The sequence below is a fragment of the Nitratireductor sp. GZWM139 genome (assembly GCF_030068685.1).
In the GTDB taxonomy this organism is placed as follows: domain Bacteria; phylum Pseudomonadota; class Alphaproteobacteria; order Rhizobiales; family Rhizobiaceae; genus Nitratireductor; species Nitratireductor aquimarinus.
Genome location: NZ_JAMQML010000005.1, coordinates 102,828 through 125,971 on the forward strand (window position 1 = coordinate 102,828; position 23,144 = coordinate 125,971).

Genomic DNA, 23,144 nt, shown 5'->3' on the forward strand with positions numbered 1-23,144 from the left:
TGCGGCATAAACCGGCAGAAAGCGGTGCAATATCCGGCAGACGCGCGACAAATCCTTGAATTGCCATACGCCATGTTTAAACCCGTAAGGAGTTGTGAGGTCGCGGTTTGTCGGCCTGATTGCGTCGTGCTTGACGCCAACCTGTGATAACAGCGTTTTGCACTGGCATCGGGCGTATCAAACCGGTGCGCAAAGCGCCAGGGATGAGGTTCCATGCCCTCGCCGGCAGTAAAGAAAAGCATTTGGGCACTGGCCATTGCCGCTTTGATCGCGGTGGTGGTGATCCTGTGCCTGCCAATCCTGGCCTCAACCCAGATCGTCCGCGACAGCGTCGCCCAGCAGGTGAGCGCGTGGAGTGGATACCGCGTGCGGCTCGACGATGCGCCTGAAATCCGCGTCTGGCCCTCCTTCAAGGCCGTTTTGAACGATGTCGTCCTGTCCAACTGGAATGGCGACGGGCAACCCGCCGTCATGGAAGCAGAGCGGGTCGAGATCGACCTATCGGCGCTGGCCGCCCTGCGCGGCGAAGTGGTGTTCACCAAGATCCGCCTCGTGCGCCCCGTGGTGCGGCTCGATGAGAGCGGCGGCGTCATGCGCATTCCGGCCATTCCGAAGTGGGGCAAGCTTGCTCAATCGGTCGAGGCAACGCGCGGCCTGATCCAGGCAAATCCCGCAGAGCCCGACACAAGCGCCCTGCCGAACGACAGTTTCGCAACGGTGGAAATCGTGGACGGGCGCGTCATCGTGCTCAACGGCGTCAATCGCCCGCCGGTCTTGAGCAGCGTCACGGGAACGCTCAACTGGCCAGCCCTCGACCGCTCCGCAACGCTCTCCGCCAAGGGCATCTGGCATGGCGAGAGCATCGCCGTGGAAGCCTCCAGCGAAGAACCGCTGATCATGCTCGCCGGCGGCAAGACCAATGTTTCCCTCTCGGTCAACAGCGCCCCGCTGACGCTCTCCTTCAAGGGACAGGCGGACATTGTCGGCAACGCCTTCCTGCATGGCACGCTGGAAAGCGCGGCCCCTTCCCTGCAGCGCGTTCTCGAATGGACGCTGCTTGAGGACTGGCCCGGCAGCACCATCAAGGCAGCCAAACTGAAAAGCACCATTACCGGCGACGCCACGCGGGTAAAGTTCGAGAATGCCGAATTCAATCTCGGCGACAGCAGCGCCCGGGGTGTGTTCGACATCGCCTTCACCGACCCGCACCCCACCGTTTCCGGCACGCTGGCTTTCAATGCGCTGGATCTGGGCGTGCTTCTGAACACGCTGGCGCCGGAGCCAGACACAGCCGCCCCACCGGCCGCCCCCCCGGCCGCTCCGTGGGCGCGTGACCTGAACTTTGACCTGCGCCTTTCGGCAAATGAAGCCACGGCAGGTTCCGTCTCGATGACCGATATTGCCGCCACCGCGCAGGTTCGCGACGGGCTGGTGAGCCTCGACATTTCCGACGCCACCGCCTTTGGCGGCATGCTGCAGCTCGGCATTCGCCTCGACAGGGTGGAAGGCCACGATCAGGCAGAGCTTCGCATCACGGCGGAAAACCTCAATGGCGGGGCAATGGCCGAGAAGCTGCACCTCACCAGCTTCATGCCCCGGGCCCCCGGCTCCTTCTCCGTTTTCCTGAAAGGGAAGGGCGAGACGCTGGATGAAATCCTTGAGACCTCCGACGGCTCCATTTCAGCCAGTTTCGGCGAAGGCACCGTGCCCGGTCTCAACCTGGAATCCTTCCGCGAGCACAATGACAAGGGCTCCTTCTTCCCGCTGACCGAGATCGCCGATGGCGAACTGGCCATCGACGGGGCGGAACTCAAGGCAACCCTTGCCGGCGGCATCGCATGGATCGACACCGCCGAGGCGAAGCTGGAGACGGGCGAGACCATAACGCTGGGCGGGCTCATTCCCTTCGCCGGTCGCGGCATCGCCCTTTCCGGCAGCATCTTGCCGCCCGAAAGCGACAAGCCGGTTGATGAGAACGGCGAAGAGGCTTCCGAGGAAAGTGATCCCCGCGAGACCTTCTTCATCGGCGGCTCGTGGAACGCCCCGTTCATCGCACCGTTTCTGATCGAGTAGATCGCAGAAGACAAAGGCTCCCGACGCATCTGCTGCGGTGGCCCTGCGTAGCGAGCGGGGATATCTTCCCGCTCGACTGATCATCTCACATGAAAGAGACAGGCCCGCCCCATCCGGCCAACTCTACGCATGCCTAGGCTGTGATGCGCGCGGCGGCCTGTTCGTCGCGGCGGCGCTGCACTTCCTGCCGCTTGGTGATGACGGAGGCGATGATAACGCCGGTCGCCACAATGCCGATCAGGATGGTGCAGACAGCATTGATTTCAGGCGTCACGCCCAGCCTGACCTGGCTATAGATCTTCATTGGCAGCGTGGTGGCACCCGGACCGGAGGTGAAGCTTGCGATCACCAGATCGTCGAGCGACAGGGTGAACGCCAGCATCCAGCCGGAAACCACAGCCGGCATGATGACCGGCAGCGTGACCTGAAAGAACGCCTTGAGCGGCGTTGCGCCGAGATCGAGCGCGGCCTCTTCCAGAGACTGGTCGAAGCTCATCAGCCGCGACTGCACCACCACCGCCACGAAACACATGGAAAAGGTGATATGCGCGATGGTGACGGTGAAGAATCCACGGTCGAAATTGATCGCTACGAAGAGCAGCAGCAGCGACAGGCCGGTGATGACTTCCGGCATCACCAGCGGCGCGAACACCATGCCCGAGAAGAGCAGCCGGCCGCGAAAGCGCGTGTAGCGGGTGAGCGCGATGGCCCCCATCGTGCCGAGCACGGTCGCGACCGTGGCCGAAAGGAAGGCGACACGCGCCGTCACCCATGCCGCGTCCATCAGGCCGCGATTGGAAAACAGCTCCACATACCATTTGGTCGAGAAGCCGGACCAGACGGTGACAAGCCGCGACTCGTTGAACGAGTAGACCACCAGAAGCACGATCGGCAGGTACAGAAAGGCAAAGCCCAGCACCAGCGACACGATGTTGAAACGTCCCCAGCTTCCAGCCATCTCTACCTCCCCGCCTCACGCGAGCGCGCCTGCGACCGCTGGAACAGCATGATCGGCACGATCAGGATCAGAAGCAGGATCACCGCCACCGCCGACGATACGGGCCAGTCGCGATTGTTGAAGAACTCGGTCCACAGCGTCTTGCCGATCATCAGCGTCTGCGAACCGCCCAGAAGATCGGGAATGACGAACTCGCCCACCGCCGGAATGAACACCAGCATGCAGCCGGCAACGACGCCCGGCAGCGAGAGCGGGAACGTCACCTTCCAGAACGCCGATGTGCGCGAGCAGCCAAGGTCACGCGCAGCCTCGATCAGCGATTCGTCCATTTTCTCCAGCGTCGAATAGAGCGGCAGCACCATGAACGGCAGGTAGGAATAGACGATGCCGATATAGATGGCGGTCGTGGTGTTGAGGATGATCAGGGGCTCGTCGATCAGGCCGGTGAACATCAGGAACTGGTTGAGCAGCCCCTCGGGCTTCAGAATGCCGATCCACGCATAGACGCGGATCAGGAAGCTGGTCCAGAACGGCAGGATCACCAGCATCAGGAGCGTCGGGCGGATCGCGGCCGGCGCGCGCGCCATGCCGTAGGCAATGGGATAGCCCACGGCCAGCGTGATCAGCGTCGAGACGCCGGCGATCCAGATGCTCGACAGATAGGCGTTCGTGTAGAGCGGATCGTCCAGCAGCCAGAAATAGTTGCCGAAGGACAGTGTGCGGATCTTCTCGATCAACCCCGAAATGCCGTCCGCCAGATCGAAGGCCGGCATATAGGGCGGCATGGAGAGCGCCGGTTCCGACAGCGAGATCTTGAAGACGATCAGGAACGGCGCAAGGAAGAAGACGAGCAGCCACAGATAGGGAACGGCAATGACCAGACGGGCCGCGATGGCGGAGAGGAAACGAGCCATCGCCGCCTACCGCGTCAGCACCACACCGGCATCCGCCGGGAAGGACACCCATGCCCGGTCATGCCAGGTCAGAACGTCTTCCACCGCACGCCGCCGGTTGATGCTGCTGGCCTTGACGATGCGCCCGTCATCGAGCTTCACATGGTGGATGGTCATGTCGCCAAGATAGGCGATGTCCCAGACCTCGCCTTCCACCGCGTTCACCGCGCCATCCGGGCGATTGCGCGAAATGTCGATCTTTTCGGGCCGGACGGCGAACCAGACGGTCGCCCCCTGTTCGGCGCCCGCCCCGTTCATGACGGAAAGTTCGAAACCGGATGCGTCGGCGATCCGCACCTTCTCCCGGTCGGCCGCCGTCACCGTTCCCTCGAACATGTTGATCGAGCCGACGAAGTCGGCGACGAACCGCGAATTCGGCGCTTCATAGATTTCAGCCGGCGTCGCCACCTGGATAACCTTGCCCTTGTCCATCACCGCGATGCGGTCGGCCATGGTCATCGCCTCTTCCTGATCGTGCGTGACGACCATGAAGGTGAGGCCGAGATCATATTGCAGATCGATCAGCTCGAACTGGGTTTCCTCGCGCAGCTTCTTGTCGAGCGCGCCCAGCGGCTCATCCAGAAGCAGAAGCTTTGGCCGTTTTGCAAGCGAGCGGGCAAGCGCCACGCGCTGCCGCTGACCACCGGAAAGCTGATGCGGCTTGCGCTTGGCGAAGGGCTCCAGCTTGACCAGTTTGAGCATCGCGGCCACGCGGTCGGCGATCTCGTCCGCCGGCATCCGGTCCTGCTTCAGACCGAAGGCGATGTTCTTCTCCACCGTCATGTGGGGGAACAGCGCATAGGACTGGAACATCATGTTGACCGGCCGCTTGTGCGGCGGAATGCCGGAAAGGTCCTGCCCGTCGAGGAGGATGCGGCCCGACGTGGGCTGCTCGAACCCCGCAAGCATGCGCAGGAGCGTGGTCTTGCCACACCCCGACGCGCCCAGGAGCGCGAAGAACTCGCGCTCATAGGTGTTTAGCGAAAGGTCATCGACCGCCGTGAAGTCACCGAACGTCTTGGTCACGTTCTCGAAAGAGATATAGGGCTTCGCCTGGGGGTCGGCCCAGGGCGCGAAGCTGCGACGTGTGCTGCCGAGCGACTTCATCGGCGGTCCCCTGCCCTGTAGCGCCTTACTGGCCGGTCACAACCTTGGTCCACATGCGCGTGACCTGACGCTGCGTGCGCATGTCGTAGGGCAGCGGAGCCTTGAGCTTGGCCATGGTCGCCTCATCCGGATAGACAGCCGGATCGCCGACCACCTCTTCGTCCATTTCCGCCTGGGCAGCCTTGTTGCCATTGGCGTAGACGACGTAATTGGAAGCCTTGGCGATCACGTCGGGACGCATGATGTAGTTGAGGAATTCATGTGCCTCGTCGACATGCTTGGCATCGGCGGGAATGGCCATCTGGTCGAACCACAGCATCGCGCCCTCTTTCGGGATCGCATAGCCGACCTCGACGCCCTGATCGGCCTCCGCCGCACGGTCACGGGCCTGGAACACATCACCCGAATAGCCAAGCGCCAGGCAGATGTCGCCATTGGCCAGACCGTTGATGTATTCCGACGAATGGAACTTGCGCACAAAGGGGCGAACCGCCATCAGCAGTTCCTCGGCCTTTGCGAGTTCTTCAGCCGAAGGCGTGTTCGGCTCAAGACCCAGATAGATCAGTGCGGAGCGCACGACCTCACTGGCGGAATCGAGCATGTAGATGCCGCAGTCCTTGAACTTCGCCGCCAGTTCCGGCGTGAACATCACATCCCAGGTGTCGATCTTGGAAGTGCCGAGGATTTCTTCGGCCTTGCCGACATTGTAGCCGACGCCGGTGGTGCCCCACATGTAGTTGATGGAGTACTCGTTGCCCGGATCGTAGACCGCGACCTGCTCGTTGATCATGTCCCACATGTTGGAGAGGTTGGGCAGCTTGTCCTTGTCGAGCTTCTGGAACACGCCGGCGCTGATCTGGCGTCCGAGGAACTCGCCCGACGGCACCACAACGTCATAGCCCGAACCGCCAGCCAGCAGCTTGGTCTCAAGAATTTCGTTGGAATCATAGACGTCGTAGACGACCTTGATGCCCGTTTCCTTGGTGAAATCCTCAAGGATGGAATCGTCGATATAGTCCGACCAGTTGTAGACATTGACGACGCGGTCCTGCGCGCCGGCAGCCGTGGAAACGGCAATCGCGGCGAGTGAGACGCAGGAAGCAAGAAGGGTCTTACGAAGCATGAAATCTCTCCCTTGGGGACTGTGTTTGCCGCGGTTCAAATCACCGCCGGCACCCGCATATTTGGGTTCAACCCTATTGTCGTTTCCAAACTGCGACAAGCGGGATTTTTCTGTTTCAGCTCAAAGATAAGTGGTGCGTTCGAGGGGCGTGATCTCGCTCCAGAAGGCGATGATTTCCGCCCGCTTCAAATCACGATAGACCTTCGCCAGAAGCGGCCCCAGCGCGCGCTCCATGAAGCCGCTTCTGGAGGCGAGCTGCAGCGCGTCATCCATGTCGTCGGGCAGCTCACGGCCAAGATCCGCCGTCTCGTCATAGGCGCTGCCCTCGACCGGCGGCGGCGGCTTCGCGCCGCTCTCCATGCCCTCCATCATGCCCTGAATGATGGCGGCCATCACCAGATAGGGATTGGCGTCCGCGCCGGAGATGCGATGCTCCACCCGGCGGTTCTCCTCATTGGAAACCGGAATGCGCAGCGCCACAGAGCGGTTGTTCTCCGCCCACACCGCATGGGTCGGCGCGTAGGAGCCGGGTGTGATGCGGCGGAACCCGTTCCAGGTGTTGATGTAGAGAATGAGCGATTCCGGCATGGTGTCGATGAGCCCCGCCACCGCCGAAAGCAGCCGCGCCTGCCCCTCATCCCCCGCAAACACGTTTCGCCCCTCACCATCCAGCATGGAGGTGTGCACATGCATGCCATTGCCCGCATAATCGATGAAGGGCTTGGCCATGAAGGTGGCCGTCAGCCCGTGCGCACGTGCGCAGCCCATCACGATCCGCCGCAGGAGGATCACATCGTCAGCGGCCCGGAGCGGATCGGAGCGATGCTTGAGATTGACCTCGAACTGGCCGGGCGCCGCCTCCTTGATGATCGTGTCGATGGGCAGGTTCTGCGCGTCCGCCGCATCGCGGATCATGTCGAACAGCGCGGCGTTCTCGGCGAGATCGTCGAGCCCGTACATGCGCAGACGATCCGGCCCCTCGCCCGCCCCCAGCGGCGTCGGCATGCCGGCGGCATCCTGCTTCTCGGGGTCGAGCAGATAAAATTCGAGCTCGAAGGCCGCCACGGGGAAGAAGCCGCGCGCATTGGCCTCGGCCACCTTGTGCTTCAGCACCTGGCGCGAATCCGCCATGAAAGGCTCACCCTCGGGGGTGAATGTCTGCAGGAGCACCTGCGCCGTCTTGCGCCTCGCCCATGGCACGATGGAAAGCGATCCGCGCGTTGCGCGGCAATAGCCGTCCTTGTCGCCGGTTTCGATGTGCAGGCCCGTCTCCTCCACCTCGCGTCCCCAGACATCGAGCCCGTGCAGCGACATGGGAAAGTTCACGCCCTCCTGAAACGCCTTCTTGAGGCTGTCGCCCGGCGCCCACTTGCCGCGAATGACGCCATTGGGATCGACAATCAGGAATTCCACGGCCTCAAGGTCGGGATGCTCCTCCACGAAGGCGCGATATTCGGCCTCGTGCTCGGGCGAAATGAAATCCCCCATCGCCTCCGCTCCGTCTGTTGAAATTCCTCCCCCGGACGCTGGCGCTACGGGAGAACTGTGCTTACGGTCGTGGTCGGTGACGCTTTCGGGACGATTCAAGATTGACCTGCATCTTCGTTGCGGATGACGAAGCGTGCGCCGCAAATTTGGGCCTTGTCAATGGCGGGAGAGCGCCGGTCGGCACGCTTGCAGGGCATCTGATCGAGGGGAGAAGGCAATGAAAGCAGCATGGTATGAGCGCAATGGCGCAGCCCGCGACGTGCTCGAACTGGGTGACATGCCCACGCCCACGCCCGGTCCCGGCGAAGTGCGCGTGCGGCTTGCCACCTCCGGCGTGAACCCGTCGGACGTGAAGGCGCGACGCGGCCGGCCGCTCAATGCCGAACGCATCATCCCCCACAGCGATGGCGCTGGCGAGATCGACGCCGTCGGCCCCGGCGTGGACCATGGCCGCGTCGGACAGCGCGTCTGGATCTGGAATGGCCAGTGGCGACGCCCCTTCGGCACCGCCGCCGAGATGATCACGCTGCCGGAAGCGCAGGCCGTGCCGCTTCCAGCCAATGTGGATTTCGCCGCCGGCGCATGCCTCGGCATTCCCGCCCTCACCGCCATTCATGCCGTCAATCTGTTCGGCGATGTGCGTGGCAAGACGCTGATCGTCATCGGCGCCGGCGCTTCGGTCGGCCATTATGTCACCCAGATCGCCAAGGCGCGCGGCGCGCGTGTCATCGCCACCGCCTCCGCCTCCCGCGCCGCCCATGCACGCGCCGCCGGCGCGGACTTCGTGATCGATTACAAGGCCAAGGACGTGGCCGCCACCGTGAAGGGCCTCACCGCCGGCAAGGGCGCGGACGGCCTGATCGACATGGATCTCTATTCCACCACCTCGATCATCTCCAATGGCGCGCTCGCGCCGCACGGCAAGATCGTTTGCTACGGCTCCAGCATGCAGGGCGACATCCCGGTTTCCTTCCCGACCCTGTTATGGAACAGCCTCACATTGCAGGTCTTCGTGGTCTACGAACTACTTTCCAAAGACCGGGAAACAGCCATCGCCCAGCTCACCACGATGCTTGAGAAAAACAGCCTGAAACACGCGATCGGCGAACGCTTCGCCCTGCGCGACATCGTTGCAGCCCACGAAGCGGTGGAACGCGGCGACATCATTGGCAATGTGATCCTGGACATCGCCTGACACGCATCGCGCTCTACTGAAAATCGAAAGCGCTCAGCCCCGTCACCATCTCGTCGAGGCCCAGCGGCCGCGTGACCGGTGGTTCGGCGCGGGCGAGACAGCCGGCCCGCTCGCACAGGCGGCACGCTGGCCCCACCGGCGTGAGCGCATGCGTGGGCGCAGCCCCTGCCTTGCCCGGCGCACCCGGCAGCGCATCGCCATAGACGACACCTTCCCGAAAGCCGAGATCGCACCCCAGCAGAAGCGCCGTGCGGCGCGGGCGCTCCGCAAACGAGCCCTGCGGCCCTTCCAACGTGCGCGCCATCGTCAGAAATTCCGCGCCGTCGGGCATCTCCACCGCCTCGACGAGGATCTGGCCCGGCTGGGCAAAGGCAGCGTGAACGGCAAGCTTTGGGCAGCCGCCGCCGAAACGCGCCTGCGGAAAGCCCTGCGCGCCCGCCTTGCGGAAGCGGTTTCCCGCATGATCCACTTCGAGCATGAAGAACGGCACACCCGATGCGCCCGGGCGGGCCAGCGTGGTGAGCCGGTTGGCCGCCTGCTCGAACGAAACCCCGAAACGCGATTTCAACACGTCCACATCGTAGCGCGCGCGCTCGGCTGCCGAAAGAAACGCCTGATAGGGCATCATCAGCGCATGCGCCGCATAGCGCCCGAGTTCGAACCGGGCCAGCCGGCGCGCCTCATTGCTTGAGAGCTTGAGCACCTCGATCTCCGCCGCAATCGCCACCGACATACGCAGAAGACACGCCTCCATGGCGATCTCGCGCAGCTGATCGGCCGGCGAAAGCCGCTCCGAGATGAAGAGACGCTGCGAATGCCGGTCATAGCGCCGCCGCCAGTTCGGCATGGTCGCCACCGGCAGCACCCGCACCACGATGCCGTGCTCCTGTTTCAGCCAGCCCCGGATCGCGCCGGAAAGATCATCCCCCGGCCCCATAAGCCCCATCTGCCCCATGAGCTTGTGAAAGCTCTCCGCCTCTTCCTCGATGGCCGGGAAATGGTTGCCATGCCGCTCAAAGGTCTCGCGCACCTCGTCCATCGGCAGGCGCGTTGCCGAAATGGCGGTGGTGCGCCCTTCCCGCGCCAGCATTTCGGAGAGGTCGGACATGCGGTCGGCCTGTTCGCGATAGGCGCGGTAGAGCTTGACCAGCGCCGCAGCCGCATTGGGGGCGGCTTCCGCCACATCCACAAGCTCCTGCTCGCCCGGCAGCTCGCCCACCAGAAGCGGATCGGAAAACACCTCGCGCAGCGCGGCAAGCGACAGGCCGGTCTCGCCCTGCAACTCGTCGGGATCGACCTTGTAGACCGAGGCCAGCTTGAGAATGAGCGACACGGTGAGCGGCCGCTGGTTGCGCTCGATCAGGTTCAGATAGGAGGGCGAAATGCCCAGCCCCTCGGCCATGGCCGTCTGGGTCAGCCCCTTGGCGGTGCGTACCCGCCTGATACGGGCTCCGGCGAATATCTTCTGATTGGCCATGGTCGGCCCCCTTGTTTTCTGCGTCCCCGGCGAGGCGCGGCCGTTCCGGCATGGATCCCCGGGTCAAGCCCGAGGATGACGAAGCGGGACCGCTATGAAGCGAACCGGCGCCGACGGTGGATCATGAGAACCATAGCCGACTGGATCAACGCCTGTGCCTGTGCCTGTGCCTGCGCCCGTGCCCTTGTCTGCGTCTGCGTCTGCGTCTGTGCCCGTATCCACGCCTGAGCCTGAGCCGCCCACGTCTTGTCCTTCGTCCCCATCGTCATCCCTGGGCTTGACCCAAGGATCCATGCCTGAACGACCACGAAACCATCCTGCTCTGCCGACAGAGAAGGCGAAACAAACCCAGCCGGATCAGAGCCTACCCCCTCCCCATCGTCATCCTCGGGCTTGACCCGAGGATCCATGCCTGAACGGCCACGATTTTACACGCCTTTACAAAATGATCCCACAAACTCGTCCTTACATCTTTTACAAATTTACACGCCCGTCCTGTCAAAATCCAGACATGCTGACACGAAAACATCCCACAAAACCCGGCTTTCTCTCCGCTTTCGCTGCGGCGCAATGTAAATCCTGTAACGAAAGCGGGGCACAGAAGCATCACGCCAGACAGCCCCTACCGCGAAACAGATCCTGTACGGAGGCAATAATGACGGATTTTTACAACCTTGTTCCCAGCGCTGCGGAAGGTCGCTTCGATGGCATCGAACGCCCCTACACGCCGCAGGATGTGCAGCGGCTGCGCGGCTCGGTTACCGTCCGTCACACGCTGGCCGAGGAAGGCGCAAAGCGCCTCTGGAAGCTCATCCACGAAGAGGACTTCGTCAACGCGCTCGGCGCGCTCTCGGGCAACCAGGCCATGCAGATGGTCCGCGCCGGCCTGAAGGCGATCTACCTCTCTGGCTGGCAGGTCGCCGCCGACGCCAACACCGCTTCGGCCATGTATCCGGACCAGTCGCTCTACCCGGCCAATGCCGGCCCGGAGCTCGCCAAGCGCATCAACCGCACGCTTCAGCGCGCTGACCAGATCGAGACTGCGGAAGGCAACGGCCTTTCGGTCGACACGTGGTTCGCTCCGATCGTGGCGGATGCGGAAGCCGGCTTCGGCGGCCCGCTCAACGCCTTCGAGCTGATGAAGGCCTATATCGAGGCGGGCGCTGCCGGCGTCCACTTCGAGGACCAGCTCGCATCGGAAAAGAAGTGCGGCCATCTGGGCGGCAAGGTTCTGATCCCCACCGCGCAGCACATCCGCAATCTGGATGCCGCGCGTCTTGCAGCCGACGTCATGGGCGTGCCGAGCCTGGTCATCGCCCGCACGGATGCGGAGGCCGCCAAGCTGCTCACCTCCGATATCGACGAGCGCGACCAGCCCTTCGTCGATTACGAGGCAGGCCGCACGGTCGAGGGCTTCTACCGGGTGAAGAACGGGCTCGACGCCTGCATTGCCCGCGCTGTCGCCTATGCGCCGCACACGGATTTGATCTGGTGCGAAACGTCGAAGCCGGATCTTGAGCAGGCGCGCAAATTCGCCGAGGGCGTGCACAAGGCGCATCCGGGCAAGCTGCTGGCCTACAACTGCTCGCCGTCCTTCAACTGGAAGAAGAACCTGGACGACGCCACCATCGCCAAATTCCAGCGCGAGCTGGGCGCCATGGGCTACAAGTTCCAGTTCATCACGCTGGCCGGGTTCCATCAGCTCAACTTCGGCATGTTCGAGCTGGCCCGCGGCTACAAGGACCGGCAGATGGCGGCCTATTCGGAGCTGCAGGAAGCGGAGTTCGCCGCAGAGGCCAACGGCTACACGGCCACAAAGCACCAGCGCGAAGTCGGCACCGGCTATTTCGACGCCGTGTCCATGGCCATCACTGGCGGCCAGTCTTCGACCACCGCCATGAAGGAATCCACCGAATCTGACCAGTTCCGCCCAGCAGCGGAATAACACCAACGGCAAATCGCCGGGAAAGGAGAACGGAAATGACACCGAACACCCGCGTCAAGGAACGTGCAGAAGAGCAGGCAAGCGCCATGTCTTCCGACCAGCAGGCCATCATCCGCATGGTGGCGAACGACCTGCACCGCCTCAACCAGTCGGTCATGAAAGCGGTCGATTCCGGTGTGTCCGTCGAACTGGTCCGCTCGGCGCGTCATCATGGTGGAGAAGGCAACTGGGGAGATCTGTTGGTGCCTGTCATCGTCACCAACCGTCTGGCTGGCTCCTGACACCAGCCTGATTGATCTCCCGTCAAGCGCCCGCGCACTGTCTCCTGCGCGGGCGTTTTTTCTTGAATAGAAAACGGTCATTCGATCTTGTGATCAAACAATACAAATATCTGAAATCCCAATCTAATTTCCGGTTCTTTCTTGAAACAAACTGGTTTTACCAACAAGAAACAGGCACATAACAATTCTGACTTATTTGTAACTTGACATTTCAACCGCGGTGACATTCATTCCCGTCATATTTCAACCGGGCATTGAATTTCTTATTCTAACCGTGGGCGAAGACATGATGGCAGACAGACCTGTAACCGATCAGCCGACCATCGATGCATGCGAGGCGGTCTCCAACAGCTGCGTTGCAGATCTGTCCCAGGCACTGGTTGTCGCCTCATCTCCGGTGAACAGGATTGTGCTCTCGCGCATTGCGCAGCGTGCCTATCTGAAGGCCAATGCGCTCGAACCCGCCGAGGCAACGCGCATTCTGTCTGCCCCGACACCGCTCTCCCGGCCCGGCGTGGTGATTGTCGACATCGACGCGCAGACACGCGCCACCAGCGAACTGTTCACCCATCTGGAAAGCCACCGCCGCGCCTCCCCGCGCGGCCTGCCGCTCGTGATCACCATTGTCGCCTCGCGCCACAAGGACACGCTGGCCGAATCACCCGTGGACGCCCGGGTCGTGCGCCCGGTCACGCCCGAGGCATTGCAGCCGGTCATCGACCGTCTTGTTGCGGGTGTGCAATCCTGACGCGGGGCCTTCCCTTCCCTTCACGCCCACGTCTATACTCACGCATCCAACCAACGATCCCTGGTGTTTGATGCCTGACAGGAAAAAGCTAACCCGCCGCAACGGTCGAGGTAACTCCGTTCGTGCGCCCGCATTTCTGAAAAACCTTCGCGGTGTGAAGGACTGGAAGCAGGTTTCCGCCTGGCTGGAATGGCGCGGCATCGAAGACATCGAGTGCATCACGCCCGATCAGGCCGGTGTTGCGCGCGGCAAGATGATGCCATCGAAGAAGTTTACGTCCAACACCTCACTGGCGCTGCCTTCGGCTGTCTTCATGACAACGATCTCCGGCGAATATCCCGAAGATGGCGGTGACTTCGTCTACCCGGAGGATGACGGCGACCTGAAGCTTCTGCCCGATCTCTCCACGCTCTCTTCCGTTCCGTGGGAAAGCGACCCGACGGCGCAGGTCATCTGCGACCTCGTCCATCAGGATGGGCGTGATGTCGCCTTCAGCCCGCGCAACGTTTTGAAGCGCGTCGTCGCCGAATATGCGAAGCATGGGCTCAAGCCCATCGTCGCGCCGGAAATCGAGTTCTATCTGGTCGACAAGAATCCCGACCCGGACTACCCGCTCACGCCCCCGGTCGGCCGCTCCGGTCGCCCCATTGGCGGCGGTCAGGGCTATTCCATCGCCGGCGTGAACGAGTTCGACGAACTGATCGACGACATCTACCACTTCTCCGAGGCGCAGGGCCTGGAGATCGACACGCTGATCCACGAGGAAGGCGCCGGCCAGCTCGAGATCAACCTGCGTCATGGCGATCCGATCGAGCTTGCCGATCAGGTGTTCATGTTCAAGCGCACCATTCGCGAAGCGGCGCTCAAGCACGACACCTACGCCACCTTCATGGCCAAGCCGATCCAGAACCAGCCCGGCTCCGCCATGCATATTCACCAGTCGGTGGTGTCGCTCGAGACCGGTCACAACGTCTTCTCCGACGAGAATGGCGAAGAAACGGAGATGTTCCGCCACTTCATCGGTGGCCTGCAGCGGCACATTCCCAATGCGCTCATCATGCTTGCGCCCTATGTGAACTCATATCGCCGCCTGACGCAGGGAACGGCGGTGCCCGTCAACACGCGCTGGGGCTATGACAACCGCACCACCGCCTTCCGTGTGCCGCGCTCCGACCCGGCGGCGCGCCGCGTGGAAAACCGCATCCCCTCGTCCGACGCCAATCCCTATCTGGCGCTGGCTGCCTCGCTTGCCTGTGGTCTCGTCGGCATTCTGGAAAAGAGCACGCCCGATGCGCCGGCCGGCAAGGCGGTCAATCAGGATGAGATCGAGCTGCCACGTGGCCTTCTGGAAGCCGTCGCCCTGTTCGAGGACGACGAGCCACTGAAGGAAATGCTGGGCGCGCCCTTCGTCTCGACCTTTGCCGCCATCAAGCGGGCCGAGTTTGAGACCTTCATGAAGGTCATCAGCCCCTGGGAACGGGAATATCTGCTTCTGAACGTCTAGAGCGTCTCCGCTTTTCGTTGAACCGCGAAAACGCCCTGAATTATTGATTTTGCGCAATTCCGGACGGAAAGAGGGGTGCATCCATGCCCTATCAGTCGCCCATATCGCCCGGCTTCTCCTGGTATGAAGCAACCGTGGGCGAGCGCCCGCAATACCCGTCGCTCGATGGCGACCGGCGGGCCGATGTCGCCATTGTCGGCGGCGGCTTCACCGGCCTGTCGGCGGCCGCCCACCTGGCGAAGGCGGGCGTCAATGTGGTTCTGATCGAGGCGCACCGCTTTGGCGATGGCGCTTCCGGGCGCAATGGCGGCCAGCTCGGCACAGGTCAGCGCGCCTGGGCCGAGGAGCTGGAGGCCGAGCTTGGCTTCACCCGCGCCAAAGCCCTGTTTGATCTGGCCGAGGAAGCCAAGACCCACCTCATCGATTTCGCCGCCGCCAACCGCATCGAGATCGACTATCGTCCGGGCCAGATTTCAGCCGTCCACAAGCCCCGCTATCTGGACGAATACCGCCGGCATGCCGACATCATGCGTGACCGGTTCGACTATCCGCATATCACCTACATGGATGCGACCGAGACCGCAGAGCGGCTTGGCTCGACGCGCTATTTCGGCGGCATTCGCGACACCGGCACCGGTCACATCCATCCGCTGAAACTCGTGGTCGGCACGGCGCGTGTGGCCCGTGAGGCGGGCGCGCATCTCTTTGAAGGCACGCCTGCGCTGAATATCAGCTCCGATGCCGGCGGTGTGCGTATCGAAACGCCTTCGGGAACCATCACCGCCGAGAAGTGCCTCATCGCCACCAATGCCTATGGCGGCAATCTGGAGCCGGAGAGTGCGGCCCATGTCATGCCCATCGGCTCCTTCATCGGCGCAACACCGCCGCTTGGCGATGACAGCCCTGTGCTGCCCGGCGGCGAGTCGGTCGACGATTCCCGTTTCGTGGTGCGCTATTTCCGGCGCGAGCCGAATGGCAGCCTGCTTTTCGGCGGACGCGAGATCTACGCGCCCGGAGAAGACAAGGCGATCCACCACCACATCCGCCGCCAGATTGCCGAACTCTATCCCGCGCTCAAGGATGTCGAACTCACCCATGCATGGGGTGGTTATGTGGGCATAACCATGCCCAGACGGCCCTTTGTGCGCGAGGTCATGCCAAACGTGATCTCGGCCGCCGGCTGGTCCGGCCATGGCGTGATGCTGTCGAACTTCGCCGGCAAGCTCTATGCGGAAACCGTCTGTGGAAACCGCGACCGGCTGCGCCTGTTCGAAGAACTGAAGATCCCGCCCTTCCCCGGCGGCCGCCATCTGCGCCCGTTCCTGATGTTCCTGGCACTCAACTGGTACGCCCTGCGCGACCGGATTTGAGGGCGAAGAGACACGCTGCATTGACGTTATGCGTGGTTCGACAAGCTCACCATGAGGGTGGGGCGCGGCTGCAAGAACTATCTGCAACCTCGCGGAGCCATATTTTCCTACAGGGTCACACATCCCTCATGGTGAGCTTGTCGAACCACGCAAAACGCTCCTGCCACAAAATCGGACACGACCGAAATCATCAGGTGAACCGAACCGCTTCAGCCCTGTCTCACAGCGGCCAGAAGAACAGGATTGCCGGCACGGAAACCGCGATAATGAGGATTTCCAGCGGCAGACCCATGCGCCAGTAATCGCCGAAGCGATAACCGCCCGGCCCCATGATGATGGTGTTGTTCTTGTGGCCGATAGGCGTCAGGAACGCACAGGAAGCGGCCACCGCCACGCCCATCAGAAACGGATCGGGTGAGACGTTGAGCCCCTGCGCAACGGAAAGGCCGACCGGCGCTGCAATCAGCGCTGTCGCCACATTGTTCAGGAAGTCGGACAGCGTCATGGTGACAACCATCAGGATCGCCAGGATCGCCCATGCCGGCAGCGAGCCGGTCAGCGAGAGAATGGAATCCGCAATCAGCTTCGTGCCACCGGATTCCTCAAGCGCCAGCCCGAGCGGAATGAGCGAGGCCAGAAGCACGATCACCGGCCATTCCACCGATTCATAGACTTCGCGCGCGCCGACCACATTGAACAGCGCATAGATGGCGACCGCGCCCGCAAGCGCGATGGCGAGCGGCACGAAGCCCATCACCGAAATGGCCACGGCAATCGCAAACACGGCCACGGCGAACAGCGCCTTGCCGCGCTGGATCACGTTATGGCTCTTTTCCGCCAGCGGCAGAACGCCCAGCCAGTCGGCGGCGTCGGCAACGCGGCTTTCCGGCCCAAGAAGCAGGACCACGTCGCCCGCCCGGATCGGCAGCTTGCGCACCCGCTCGCGAAACCGCCTGCCCTGCCGCGACACGCCCAGAAGCGTCACGCCGCGGCGGTAAAGCAGCCGCAGGTCAAGCGCCGTGCGCCCGACCATGCGGGCATTGTCCGGCACAATGGCCTCGACCAGAACCAGAGACTTGCCGCGAATGCCGCCATGCTCTTCCGAGCCCGGCGTATCGAGTTCCGCAGCGCCGATGAACGCCTCGATGGATTTCGGATCGCCCTCAAGAATGAGCTGATCGCTCTTGCGAAGCTCTTCGCCAGCGGAAAAACCGGGCAGACGCTTGCCGCGCCGCACCAGTCCGAGCACGGTCACATCGTGCTCATCGGCCAGCGGATAGAGATCGCTCACCGGCCCGTCGATGAATTTGGATTTTTCCTTCACACCCGCTTCCACGACGAAGAGGCCCGCCTCGCCGTCATCTCCGGCAACCGCCTGCCCGGTTTCGGGGATCAGCCGCCAGCCAACCAGCGTCACGAAGGCGATGCCAACCACGGCGCAGACGAGGCCTACCGGTGAAAAGTCGAACATGGAGAAGGATTCGCCAAGCGCGCGCCCGCGAAACTCGGCGATGACGATGTTGGGCGGCGTGCCGATCAGCGTGATCATGCCGCCCAGAATGGTCGCGAAGGAAAGCGACATCAGCGATCGGGAAACAGGCCGCTTCGCCTTCTTCGCAGCCTCGATGTCGAGGGTCATCAGCATGACCAGCGCGGCAACATTGTTGATCACCGCCGAAAGGCCGGCGCCGATCACCGACATGAAACCGATATGGGTTGAGAGAGAGCGTCCCGAAGACAGGACGAAACGCGCGATCAGCTCCACCGCGCCCGCATTCATCATGGCGCGCGAGACGATCAGCACCAGCGCGATGATGACGACGGCCTCATGGCCGAAGCCGATGAAGGCGTCATGCGCATCGACGACGCCGGCAGCCACCGCGATGATCAGCGCGGCAAAGGCAACAAGATCATAGCGAATACGACCCCAGACAAGAAAGGCAAACACGACACCCAGCAGACAGAAGAGAAAGATCTGCTCGTAGGTCATGCGCTTGCCCTTTTCATGCCGACCGCCGGACAATCGCCGGCGGCCTGAAATTGTTCTGTCCGGTTATAGGTAATTCCGTGCTCCAAGTCAGGTTCCCGGAGAAACGGAATTCCTGAAACCGTTCAAAGGCAGCGCTGCGTCAGATGCAGCGGCCGCCGTCCACTTCCAGCGCAACGCCGGTGATGAACTCGGCTTCCGACGAAGCCAGCCAGAGCGCTGCATTGGCGATGTCGAGCGGCGTGGAAAGCCGGCCAAGCGGGATGGAAGAGCGGAACTGCGCGCGCTTCTCGGGCGTGTCTTCGCCCATGAACTGGCCGAGCATGCCGGTTTCGCCGGCCACCGGGCACAGGCAGTTCACGCGGATGTTCTTCGGCGCAAGCTCAACGGCCATCGATTTGGTCGCGGTGATCGCCCAGCCCTTCGATGCGTTGTACCAGGTGAGACCCGGACGCGGGCGCAGGCCTGCCGTCGAAGCGGTGGTGATGATCGAGCCGCCGCCGAGCTTCTCCATGACCGGCACAACGGCCAGCGTGGAATGATAGATCGCCTTCATGTTCACTGCGCCGATGAGATCGAACGTCTCTTCGTCAACTTCCATGAGGGAGGTGTTGCGGTGCGTGTAGCCGGCATTGTTGATCATGATGTCCAGACGGCCATGCGCCTGCATGGCGGCGTCCACCATCGCGTCCACATCGGCTTTCATGGAAACGTCTGCGGTAACCGGCAGCGCTGCTTCGCCAATCTCTGCGGCAACCCGCTCTGCGCCCTTCGCGTTCAGGTCGGCAACGATGACCTTCGCGCCTTCTTCGGCGAAACGCTTCGCCATGCCTTCACCGAAACCGGATGCTGCGCCGGTGATGATGGCAACCTTGCCTTCAAGTCGAGCCATTTCGAAAATTCCTGTAATTGTTAGCCGTGGTTGAAAACGATTGTCTTGGTCGCGGACATGTCGAACAGGGCTTCAAAACCCTTCTCGCGTCCGTGGCCGGATTTCTTGAAGCCGCCGAAGGGCAGCTCCACGCCGCCGCCTGCGCCATAGCCGTTCACGAAAACCTGGCCGGCGCGCACGCGCTTGGCGACCCGGTGCTGGCGCGCGCCGTCGCGCGTCCACACACCGGCCACCAGACCGAACTCCGTGTCATTGGCGAGCCGGATGGCGTCTGCCTCGTCCTCGAACGGGAACAGCGAAAGCACCGGTCCAAAAACCTCTTCCTGAGCGAGCGCTGCCTGCGGATCGACCGCGCCGAACAGTGCGGGCGGCTGATAGTAACCGCCCTCGGGCGCGTCCGGGTGCACCGTGCCCTGTGCGAGCAGCGGAATGCCGGCTTCCTGCGCTGCGGCAATAAAGCCGGCAACCTTGTCGCGCTGCGCCACATTGACGAGCGGCCCGATGTCGAGATCCGCATCATGCGGGCCCGCAACCAGCTTGGAGAAGCGCTCGGCCAGCGCCGTCGCCACCTGCTCGTAGATCGGCTTCTCGATCAGAACGCGGCTGCCGGCAGAGCAGGTCTGCCCGCCATTCTGGATGATGGCGTTCACCAGAACGGGAAGCGCTGCCTCGATATCCGCATCGGCGAACACGATCTGCGGGGACTTGCCGCCCAGCTCCATCGTCACGCCGCGATTGTTCACCGCCGCTGCCTGCTGGATCGCGGTGCCGGTGATCGGCGAACCGGTGAAGGTCACGTAATCGACCAGCGGATGCGAGGAAAGAGCCGCACCAGCGCTGCGGCCATAACCGGTGATGACGTTGAACACGCCAGCCGGGAAACCGGCCTCAAGCGCCAGCTCGGCCATGCGAAGCGTCGTCAGCGAAGCGTCTTCCGCCGGCTTCACCACCAGCGTGTTGCCCATGGCCAGCGCCGCGCCGATGACGCGCGCCAGAATCTGCATCGGGTAGTTCCAGGGCGTGATGCCCGCCACCACGCCATGCGGCTCGCGCAGCGTCAGCGCCGTGTAGCCATCAAGGAACGGGATCGTGTCGCCGTGGATTTTGTCAGCCGCGCCGCCATAGAACTCGAAATAGCGCATCGTGGCGGTCACGTCCGCCGTGCCCTGACGGATCGGCTTGCCGGTGTCGCGCGATTCGAGCGCAGCCAGCTCCTCGCCATTCTTCTCCACCAGATGGAAAAGACGCGTCAGGCAGCGCCCGCGCTCCACGGCCGGCATGCGGCTCCACGGACCTTCGTCAAACGCCTTGCGCGCCGACTTCACCGCCAGCTCCACATCGGCTTCCGTCGAAGCCGGGATCGAAGCGAAGACTGCGCCGTCGGACGGGCTGCGAACGTCGATGCGTTCTCCCGAGAGCGAATCGACCGAACGCCCGTCGATGAACTGCATGAAAGCGCGGCCCTCAGCCACGCTGCGCGAAAAATGGGTTCCCATCCCTGCCGCTCCGGTTTGTAATGTCTGTATGCGAGCCTGTGCTCGCGAAGGAAACATGGGAAAACCCGCCATGCGATGCTGTGTCAAGGCACAAATGGGCGCACCGGCTTGGCTCAGCCCGACAGACGCGCTGCCGCGCAATCGCATCTGGCTTTTTTAAATCGATTAGACTATAGCAACGGCAACTTGGTATGAGGCTAGGGCAATTCCAGGAAAAGCGGGAACCGGTTTTCCGTCCGGAATTGCGCAAGAACAATCAATGAGAGCGTTTTCGCGGTTCAACGAAAAGCGGAAACGCCCGAGCGGAGAAACCATGACCAGCCAGACAATTCCGGTCGAGCCTTTCGATCTTGTGGTGTTCGGGGCCACGGGCGATCTCTCCGAACGAAAGCTGCTTCCGGCGCTCTATCAGCGCCAGCGGGCAGGTCAGTTCACCGACCCCACGCGCATCATCGGTTCATCCCGCTCGAAACTGTCCGACGAGGACTTCCGCACCTTTGCCGAAAAGGCCATCCGCGAGCATGTCGCCAAGAGCGATATCGAGCCGCAGGAGCTGACGCATTTTCTGGCCCGCCTGTCCTACGTGCCGGCGGACGCGAAATCGGGTGACGGCTTTGCCGACCTGAAGACCGAGATCGGCGACAGCGACAGCGTGCGCGCCTTCTACATGGCCGTCGCACCCAGCCTGTTCGATGACATTGTCGGCCAGATCGACAAGCACGGCCTGTCCACCGACACGGCCCGCGTGATCGTCGAAAAGCCCATCGGCCGTTCGCTCGCCTCCGCCCATGAGCTGAACGACGCCGTGGCGCGCGTGTTCGACGAGCACAACGTCTTCCGCATCGACCACTATCTCGGCAAGGAGACTGTGCAAAACCTGATGGCGCTGCGCTTTGCCAATGCGCTCTATGAGCCGCTCTGGAACTCCGCCCATATCGACCATGTGCAGATCACCGTGGCCGAGACCGTGGGGCTTGAAGGGCGCGCGGGCTATTACGACAAGGCCGGCGCGCTGCGTGACATGGTCCAGAACCACATGCTCCAGCTTCTCTGCCTCGTGGCGATGGAAGCGCCGGCCTCCATGGAAGCCGACACGGTGCGCGACGAGAAACTGAAGGTCCTGCGCGCCCTGAAGCCGATCACCTCCAATGCCGCAGAGAGCGTGACCGTGCGCGGGCAATACCGCGCCGGCGCGTCCAATGGCGGCGCGGTGAAGGGCTACACGGAAGAACTTGAAAGCGGCGAGAGCAACACCGAGACCTTCGTCGCCATCAAGGCGGAGATCGAGAACTGGCGCTGGGCCGGCGTGCCCTTCTACCTGCGCACCGGCAAGCGGCTCGCCACCCGCGTTTCGGAAATCGTGATCCAGTTCAAGCCGATCCCCCATTCCATCTTCGAGGATGGCACGGGCAAGGTGTTCGCCAACCAGCTGGTCATCCGCCTGCAGCCGGATGAAGGCGTCAAGCAGTGGATGATGATCAAGGACCCCGGCCCCGGCGGCATGCGCCTGCGCCATGTGCCGCTCGACATGAGCTTTGCCGAATCATTCAATGTCCGCAATCCGGACGCCTATGAGCGCCTCATCATGGATGTCATCCGCGGCAACCAGACGCTGTTCATGCGCCGCGACGAGGTCGAGGCCGCATGGCGCTGGATCGATCCGATCCTCGCCGCCTGGGAAGACAACCAGCAGCCCGCACAGGGCTACACCGCCGGCACCTGGGGGCCTTCCTCTTCCATCGCGCTTATCGAGCGCGACGGACGCACCTGGCATGAGAGTGTCTGAGCATGGCGAATTGCGAGTGGCATGAATTCGCCTCCTCCGAGGCGCTGGCCAGGAACCTGTCGGAGACGGTTGCCAAAAAACTGGCCTTGGCCGTGAAGGAGCGGGGCCACGCGTCGATTGCCGTTTCCGGCGGTCGCACGCCCGCGCAGTTCTTCGATCAGCTGTCGCGATGCGATATCCCGTGGGACAAGGTCACCGTCACGCTGGTGGACGAACGTTTCGTGCCGGCCGATTCACCGCGCTCCAACGCCCGTCTGGTCGCCCGGCATCTCCTGCAGAACAAGGCTGCCCGCGCCGCCTTTGTCGGCCTCTACCAGCCAGCCGACGAAATGGAAGAGGCCGCCAGCCAGTCGGCAAAGGCGATTGCCGCACTGCCCCGACCGCTCGACGTGGTCGTGCTCGGCATGGGCAATGACCGGCACACCGCCTCCTTCTTCCCCGATGCCCCGACCATCGAAGCGCTTCTTGAGCCAACGGAAGGGCCGGACGTTTTACCGGTCGCGTCGAAGGCGGCGGGCGAACCTCGCCTCACGCTTTCCATGAACCGGCTCGCAGGCGCACGCTTCCTCGCCGTCCACATCGAGGGCGCCGACAAAAAGGAAACGCTGGAAGCAGCGCTCTCCGTCCCACCCGGCCCGGCCTCCCCCATCGGTGCGGTGCTGGCCGAGACGAAAGAACCCGCCCACATCTTCTGGGCTCCCGCAGGCCAGGCGTAAAACGCCGGCCCGCCGCGCCCCGCGCTCCTTCCGCGTGGGGCCAAC

Annotated in this window: 18 protein-coding genes; 9 read left to right on the forward strand and 9 right to left on the reverse strand. The window is 62.9% G+C overall.

Annotated features, from left to right (window positions below; translation table 11 throughout):
- Window positions 1–213 precede the first annotated feature (213 nt).
- On the forward strand, window positions 214–2,073 hold the full coding sequence (locus NDI72_RS07835; RefSeq protein WP_283800145.1) for an AsmA family protein: 1,860 nt from the start codon (window positions 214–216) through the stop codon (window positions 2,071–2,073).
- Window positions 2,074–2,206: 133 nt separating this feature from the next.
- Here the strand turns inward: NDI72_RS07835 and NDI72_RS07840 are convergent, their stop codons facing one another.
- The 5 genes from NDI72_RS07840 to NDI72_RS07860 all read right to left on the reverse strand — a co-directional run bounded on the left by NDI72_RS07840 (window position 2,207) and on the right by NDI72_RS07860 (window position 7,702).
- Complete coding sequence (locus tag NDI72_RS07840) at window positions 2,207–3,031, reverse strand: ABC transporter permease (protein ID WP_113154234.1); 825 nt, start codon at window positions 3,029–3,031, stop codon at window positions 2,207–2,209.
- Between the two features lie 2 nt (window positions 3,032–3,033).
- Entirely contained in the window at window positions 3,034–3,945 is a 912-nt protein-coding gene (locus tag NDI72_RS07845; protein WP_113154233.1) for an ABC transporter permease subunit, read from the reverse strand.
- A gap of 6 nt (window positions 3,946–3,951) precedes the next feature.
- Entirely contained in the window at window positions 3,952–5,091 is a 1,140-nt protein-coding gene (locus tag NDI72_RS07850; protein WP_113154232.1) for an ABC transporter ATP-binding protein, read from the reverse strand.
- Window positions 5,092–5,116: 25 nt separating this feature from the next.
- Window positions 5,117–6,214: a polyamine ABC transporter substrate-binding protein gene (locus tag NDI72_RS07855; RefSeq protein ID WP_113154231.1), complete on the reverse strand. Its 1,098-nt coding sequence runs from the start codon at window positions 6,212–6,214 to the stop codon at window positions 5,117–5,119.
- 120 nt (window positions 6,215–6,334) lie between these two features.
- On the reverse strand, window positions 6,335–7,702 hold the full coding sequence (locus tag NDI72_RS07860; RefSeq protein ID WP_222473802.1) for a glutamine synthetase family protein: 1,368 nt from the start codon (window positions 7,700–7,702) through the stop codon (window positions 6,335–6,337).
- A gap of 217 nt (window positions 7,703–7,919) precedes the next feature.
- Here NDI72_RS07860 and NDI72_RS07865 point away from each other — a divergent pair, with 217 nt between their 5' ends.
- Window positions 7,920–8,897 (forward strand): NADPH:quinone reductase, encoded by a 978-nt coding sequence (locus NDI72_RS07865; RefSeq protein WP_113154229.1) that lies wholly within the window; start codon window positions 7,920–7,922, stop codon window positions 8,895–8,897.
- Window positions 8,898–8,910: 13 nt separating this feature from the next.
- Here NDI72_RS07865 and NDI72_RS07870 read toward each other — a convergent pair whose 3' ends face one another.
- Entirely contained in the window at window positions 8,911–10,374 is a 1,464-nt protein-coding gene (locus tag NDI72_RS07870; protein ID WP_283800146.1) for a helix-turn-helix domain-containing protein, read from the reverse strand.
- A 655-nt stretch (window positions 10,375–11,029) separates the two neighbouring features.
- Between NDI72_RS07870 and aceA the strand changes: the two genes are divergently transcribed.
- The 5 genes from aceA to NDI72_RS07895 all read left to right on the forward strand — a co-directional run bounded on the left by aceA (window position 11,030) and on the right by NDI72_RS07895 (window position 16,222).
- The gene (gene aceA / locus NDI72_RS07875) at window positions 11,030–12,319 is read left to right on the forward strand and encodes an isocitrate lyase (RefSeq protein WP_113154227.1); all 1,290 of its coding nucleotides are present in this window, start codon (window positions 11,030–11,032) and stop codon (window positions 12,317–12,319) included.
- A 35-nt stretch (window positions 12,320–12,354) separates the two neighbouring features.
- Entirely contained in the window at window positions 12,355–12,600 is a 246-nt protein-coding gene (locus NDI72_RS07880) for an SMc00767 family acetate metabolism repressor (protein WP_113154226.1), read from the forward strand.
- Window positions 12,601–12,889: 289 nt separating this feature from the next.
- On the forward strand, window positions 12,890–13,348 hold the full coding sequence (locus tag NDI72_RS07885) for an ANTAR domain-containing protein (protein ID WP_210344126.1): 459 nt from the start codon (window positions 12,890–12,892) through the stop codon (window positions 13,346–13,348).
- 70 nt (window positions 13,349–13,418) lie between these two features.
- On the forward strand, window positions 13,419–14,852 hold the full coding sequence (locus NDI72_RS07890; RefSeq protein WP_113154224.1) for a glutamine synthetase family protein: 1,434 nt from the start codon (window positions 13,419–13,421) through the stop codon (window positions 14,850–14,852).
- A gap of 83 nt (window positions 14,853–14,935) precedes the next feature.
- Window positions 14,936–16,222, forward strand: a complete 1,287-nt coding sequence (locus NDI72_RS07895) for an NAD(P)/FAD-dependent oxidoreductase (RefSeq protein ID WP_283800147.1) — start codon at window positions 14,936–14,938, stop codon at window positions 16,220–16,222.
- 220 nt (window positions 16,223–16,442) lie between these two features.
- On the opposite strand, the gene NDI72_RS07900 is transcribed toward NDI72_RS07895, so the two are convergent.
- The 3 genes from NDI72_RS07900 to NDI72_RS07910 all read right to left on the reverse strand — a co-directional run bounded on the left by NDI72_RS07900 (window position 16,443) and on the right by NDI72_RS07910 (window position 20,597).
- Window positions 16,443–18,212, reverse strand: coding sequence for an SLC13 family permease (locus NDI72_RS07900; protein ID WP_206554767.1), 1,770 nt, complete (start codon window positions 18,210–18,212; stop codon window positions 16,443–16,445).
- 139 nt (window positions 18,213–18,351) lie between these two features.
- The gene (locus NDI72_RS07905) at window positions 18,352–19,101 is read right to left on the reverse strand and encodes an SDR family oxidoreductase (RefSeq protein ID WP_113154221.1); all 750 of its coding nucleotides are present in this window, start codon (window positions 19,099–19,101) and stop codon (window positions 18,352–18,354) included.
- 20 nt (window positions 19,102–19,121) lie between these two features.
- On the reverse strand, window positions 19,122–20,597 hold the full coding sequence (locus NDI72_RS07910) for an aldehyde dehydrogenase family protein (protein WP_113154220.1): 1,476 nt from the start codon (window positions 20,595–20,597) through the stop codon (window positions 19,122–19,124).
- Between the two features lie 313 nt (window positions 20,598–20,910).
- Between NDI72_RS07910 and zwf the strand changes: the two genes are divergently transcribed.
- Together zwf and pgl are read left to right on the forward strand one after the other, a co-directional pair.
- The gene (gene zwf / locus NDI72_RS07915; RefSeq protein WP_113156179.1) at window positions 20,911–22,383 is read left to right on the forward strand and encodes a glucose-6-phosphate dehydrogenase; all 1,473 of its coding nucleotides are present in this window, start codon (window positions 20,911–20,913) and stop codon (window positions 22,381–22,383) included.
- A 2-nt stretch (window positions 22,384–22,385) separates the two neighbouring features.
- Window positions 22,386–23,099 (forward strand): 6-phosphogluconolactonase, encoded by a 714-nt coding sequence (pgl, locus tag NDI72_RS07920; protein ID WP_206993899.1) that lies wholly within the window; start codon window positions 22,386–22,388, stop codon window positions 23,097–23,099.
- The last annotated feature ends 45 nt before the right edge of the window (window positions 23,100–23,144 follow it).

Bases quoted from the DNA above. Each gene is read 5' to 3' on its own strand.
- NDI72_RS07840 (WP_113154234.1), bottom strand. From the start codon at position 3,031: ATGGCTGGAAGCTGGGGACGTTTCAACATCGTGTCGCTGGTGCTGGGC.
- NDI72_RS07865 (WP_113154229.1), top strand. From the start codon at position 7,920: ATGAAAGCAGCATGGTATGAGCGCAATGGCGCAGCCCGCGACGTGCTC.
- NDI72_RS07835 (WP_283800145.1), top strand. From the start codon at position 214: ATGCCCTCGCCGGCAGTAAAGAAAAGCATTTGGGCACTGGCCATTGCC.
- NDI72_RS07880 (WP_113154226.1), top strand. From the start codon at position 12,355: ATGACACCGAACACCCGCGTCAAGGAACGTGCAGAAGAGCAGGCAAGC.
- NDI72_RS07900 (WP_206554767.1), bottom strand. From the start codon at position 18,212: ATGACCTACGAGCAGATCTTTCTCTTCTGTCTGCTGGGTGTCGTGTTT.
- NDI72_RS07845 (WP_113154233.1), bottom strand. From the start codon at position 3,945: ATGGCTCGTTTCCTCTCCGCCATCGCGGCCCGTCTGGTCATTGCCGTT.
- NDI72_RS07870 (WP_283800146.1), bottom strand. From the start codon at position 10,374: ATGGCCAATCAGAAGATATTCGCCGGAGCCCGTATCAGGCGGGTACGC.
- NDI72_RS07890 (WP_113154224.1), top strand. From the start codon at position 13,419: ATGCCTGACAGGAAAAAGCTAACCCGCCGCAACGGTCGAGGTAACTCC.
- NDI72_RS07905 (WP_113154221.1), bottom strand. From the start codon at position 19,101: ATGGCTCGACTTGAAGGCAAGGTTGCCATCATCACCGGCGCAGCATCC.
- NDI72_RS07895 (WP_283800147.1), top strand. From the start codon at position 14,936: ATGCCCTATCAGTCGCCCATATCGCCCGGCTTCTCCTGGTATGAAGCA.
- NDI72_RS07855 (WP_113154231.1), bottom strand. From the start codon at position 6,214: ATGCTTCGTAAGACCCTTCTTGCTTCCTGCGTCTCACTCGCCGCGATT.
- NDI72_RS07885 (WP_210344126.1), top strand. From the start codon at position 12,890: ATGGCAGACAGACCTGTAACCGATCAGCCGACCATCGATGCATGCGAG.
- zwf (WP_113156179.1), top strand. From the start codon at position 20,911: ATGACCAGCCAGACAATTCCGGTCGAGCCTTTCGATCTTGTGGTGTTC.
- pgl (WP_206993899.1), top strand. From the start codon at position 22,386: ATGGCGAATTGCGAGTGGCATGAATTCGCCTCCTCCGAGGCGCTGGCC.
- NDI72_RS07910 (WP_113154220.1), bottom strand. From the start codon at position 20,597: ATGGGAACCCATTTTTCGCGCAGCGTGGCTGAGGGCCGCGCTTTCATG.
- NDI72_RS07860 (WP_222473802.1), bottom strand. From the start codon at position 7,702: ATGGGGGATTTCATTTCGCCCGAGCACGAGGCCGAATATCGCGCCTTC.
- aceA (WP_113154227.1), top strand. From the start codon at position 11,030: ATGACGGATTTTTACAACCTTGTTCCCAGCGCTGCGGAAGGTCGCTTC.
- NDI72_RS07850 (WP_113154232.1), bottom strand. From the start codon at position 5,091: ATGAAGTCGCTCGGCAGCACACGTCGCAGCTTCGCGCCCTGGGCCGAC.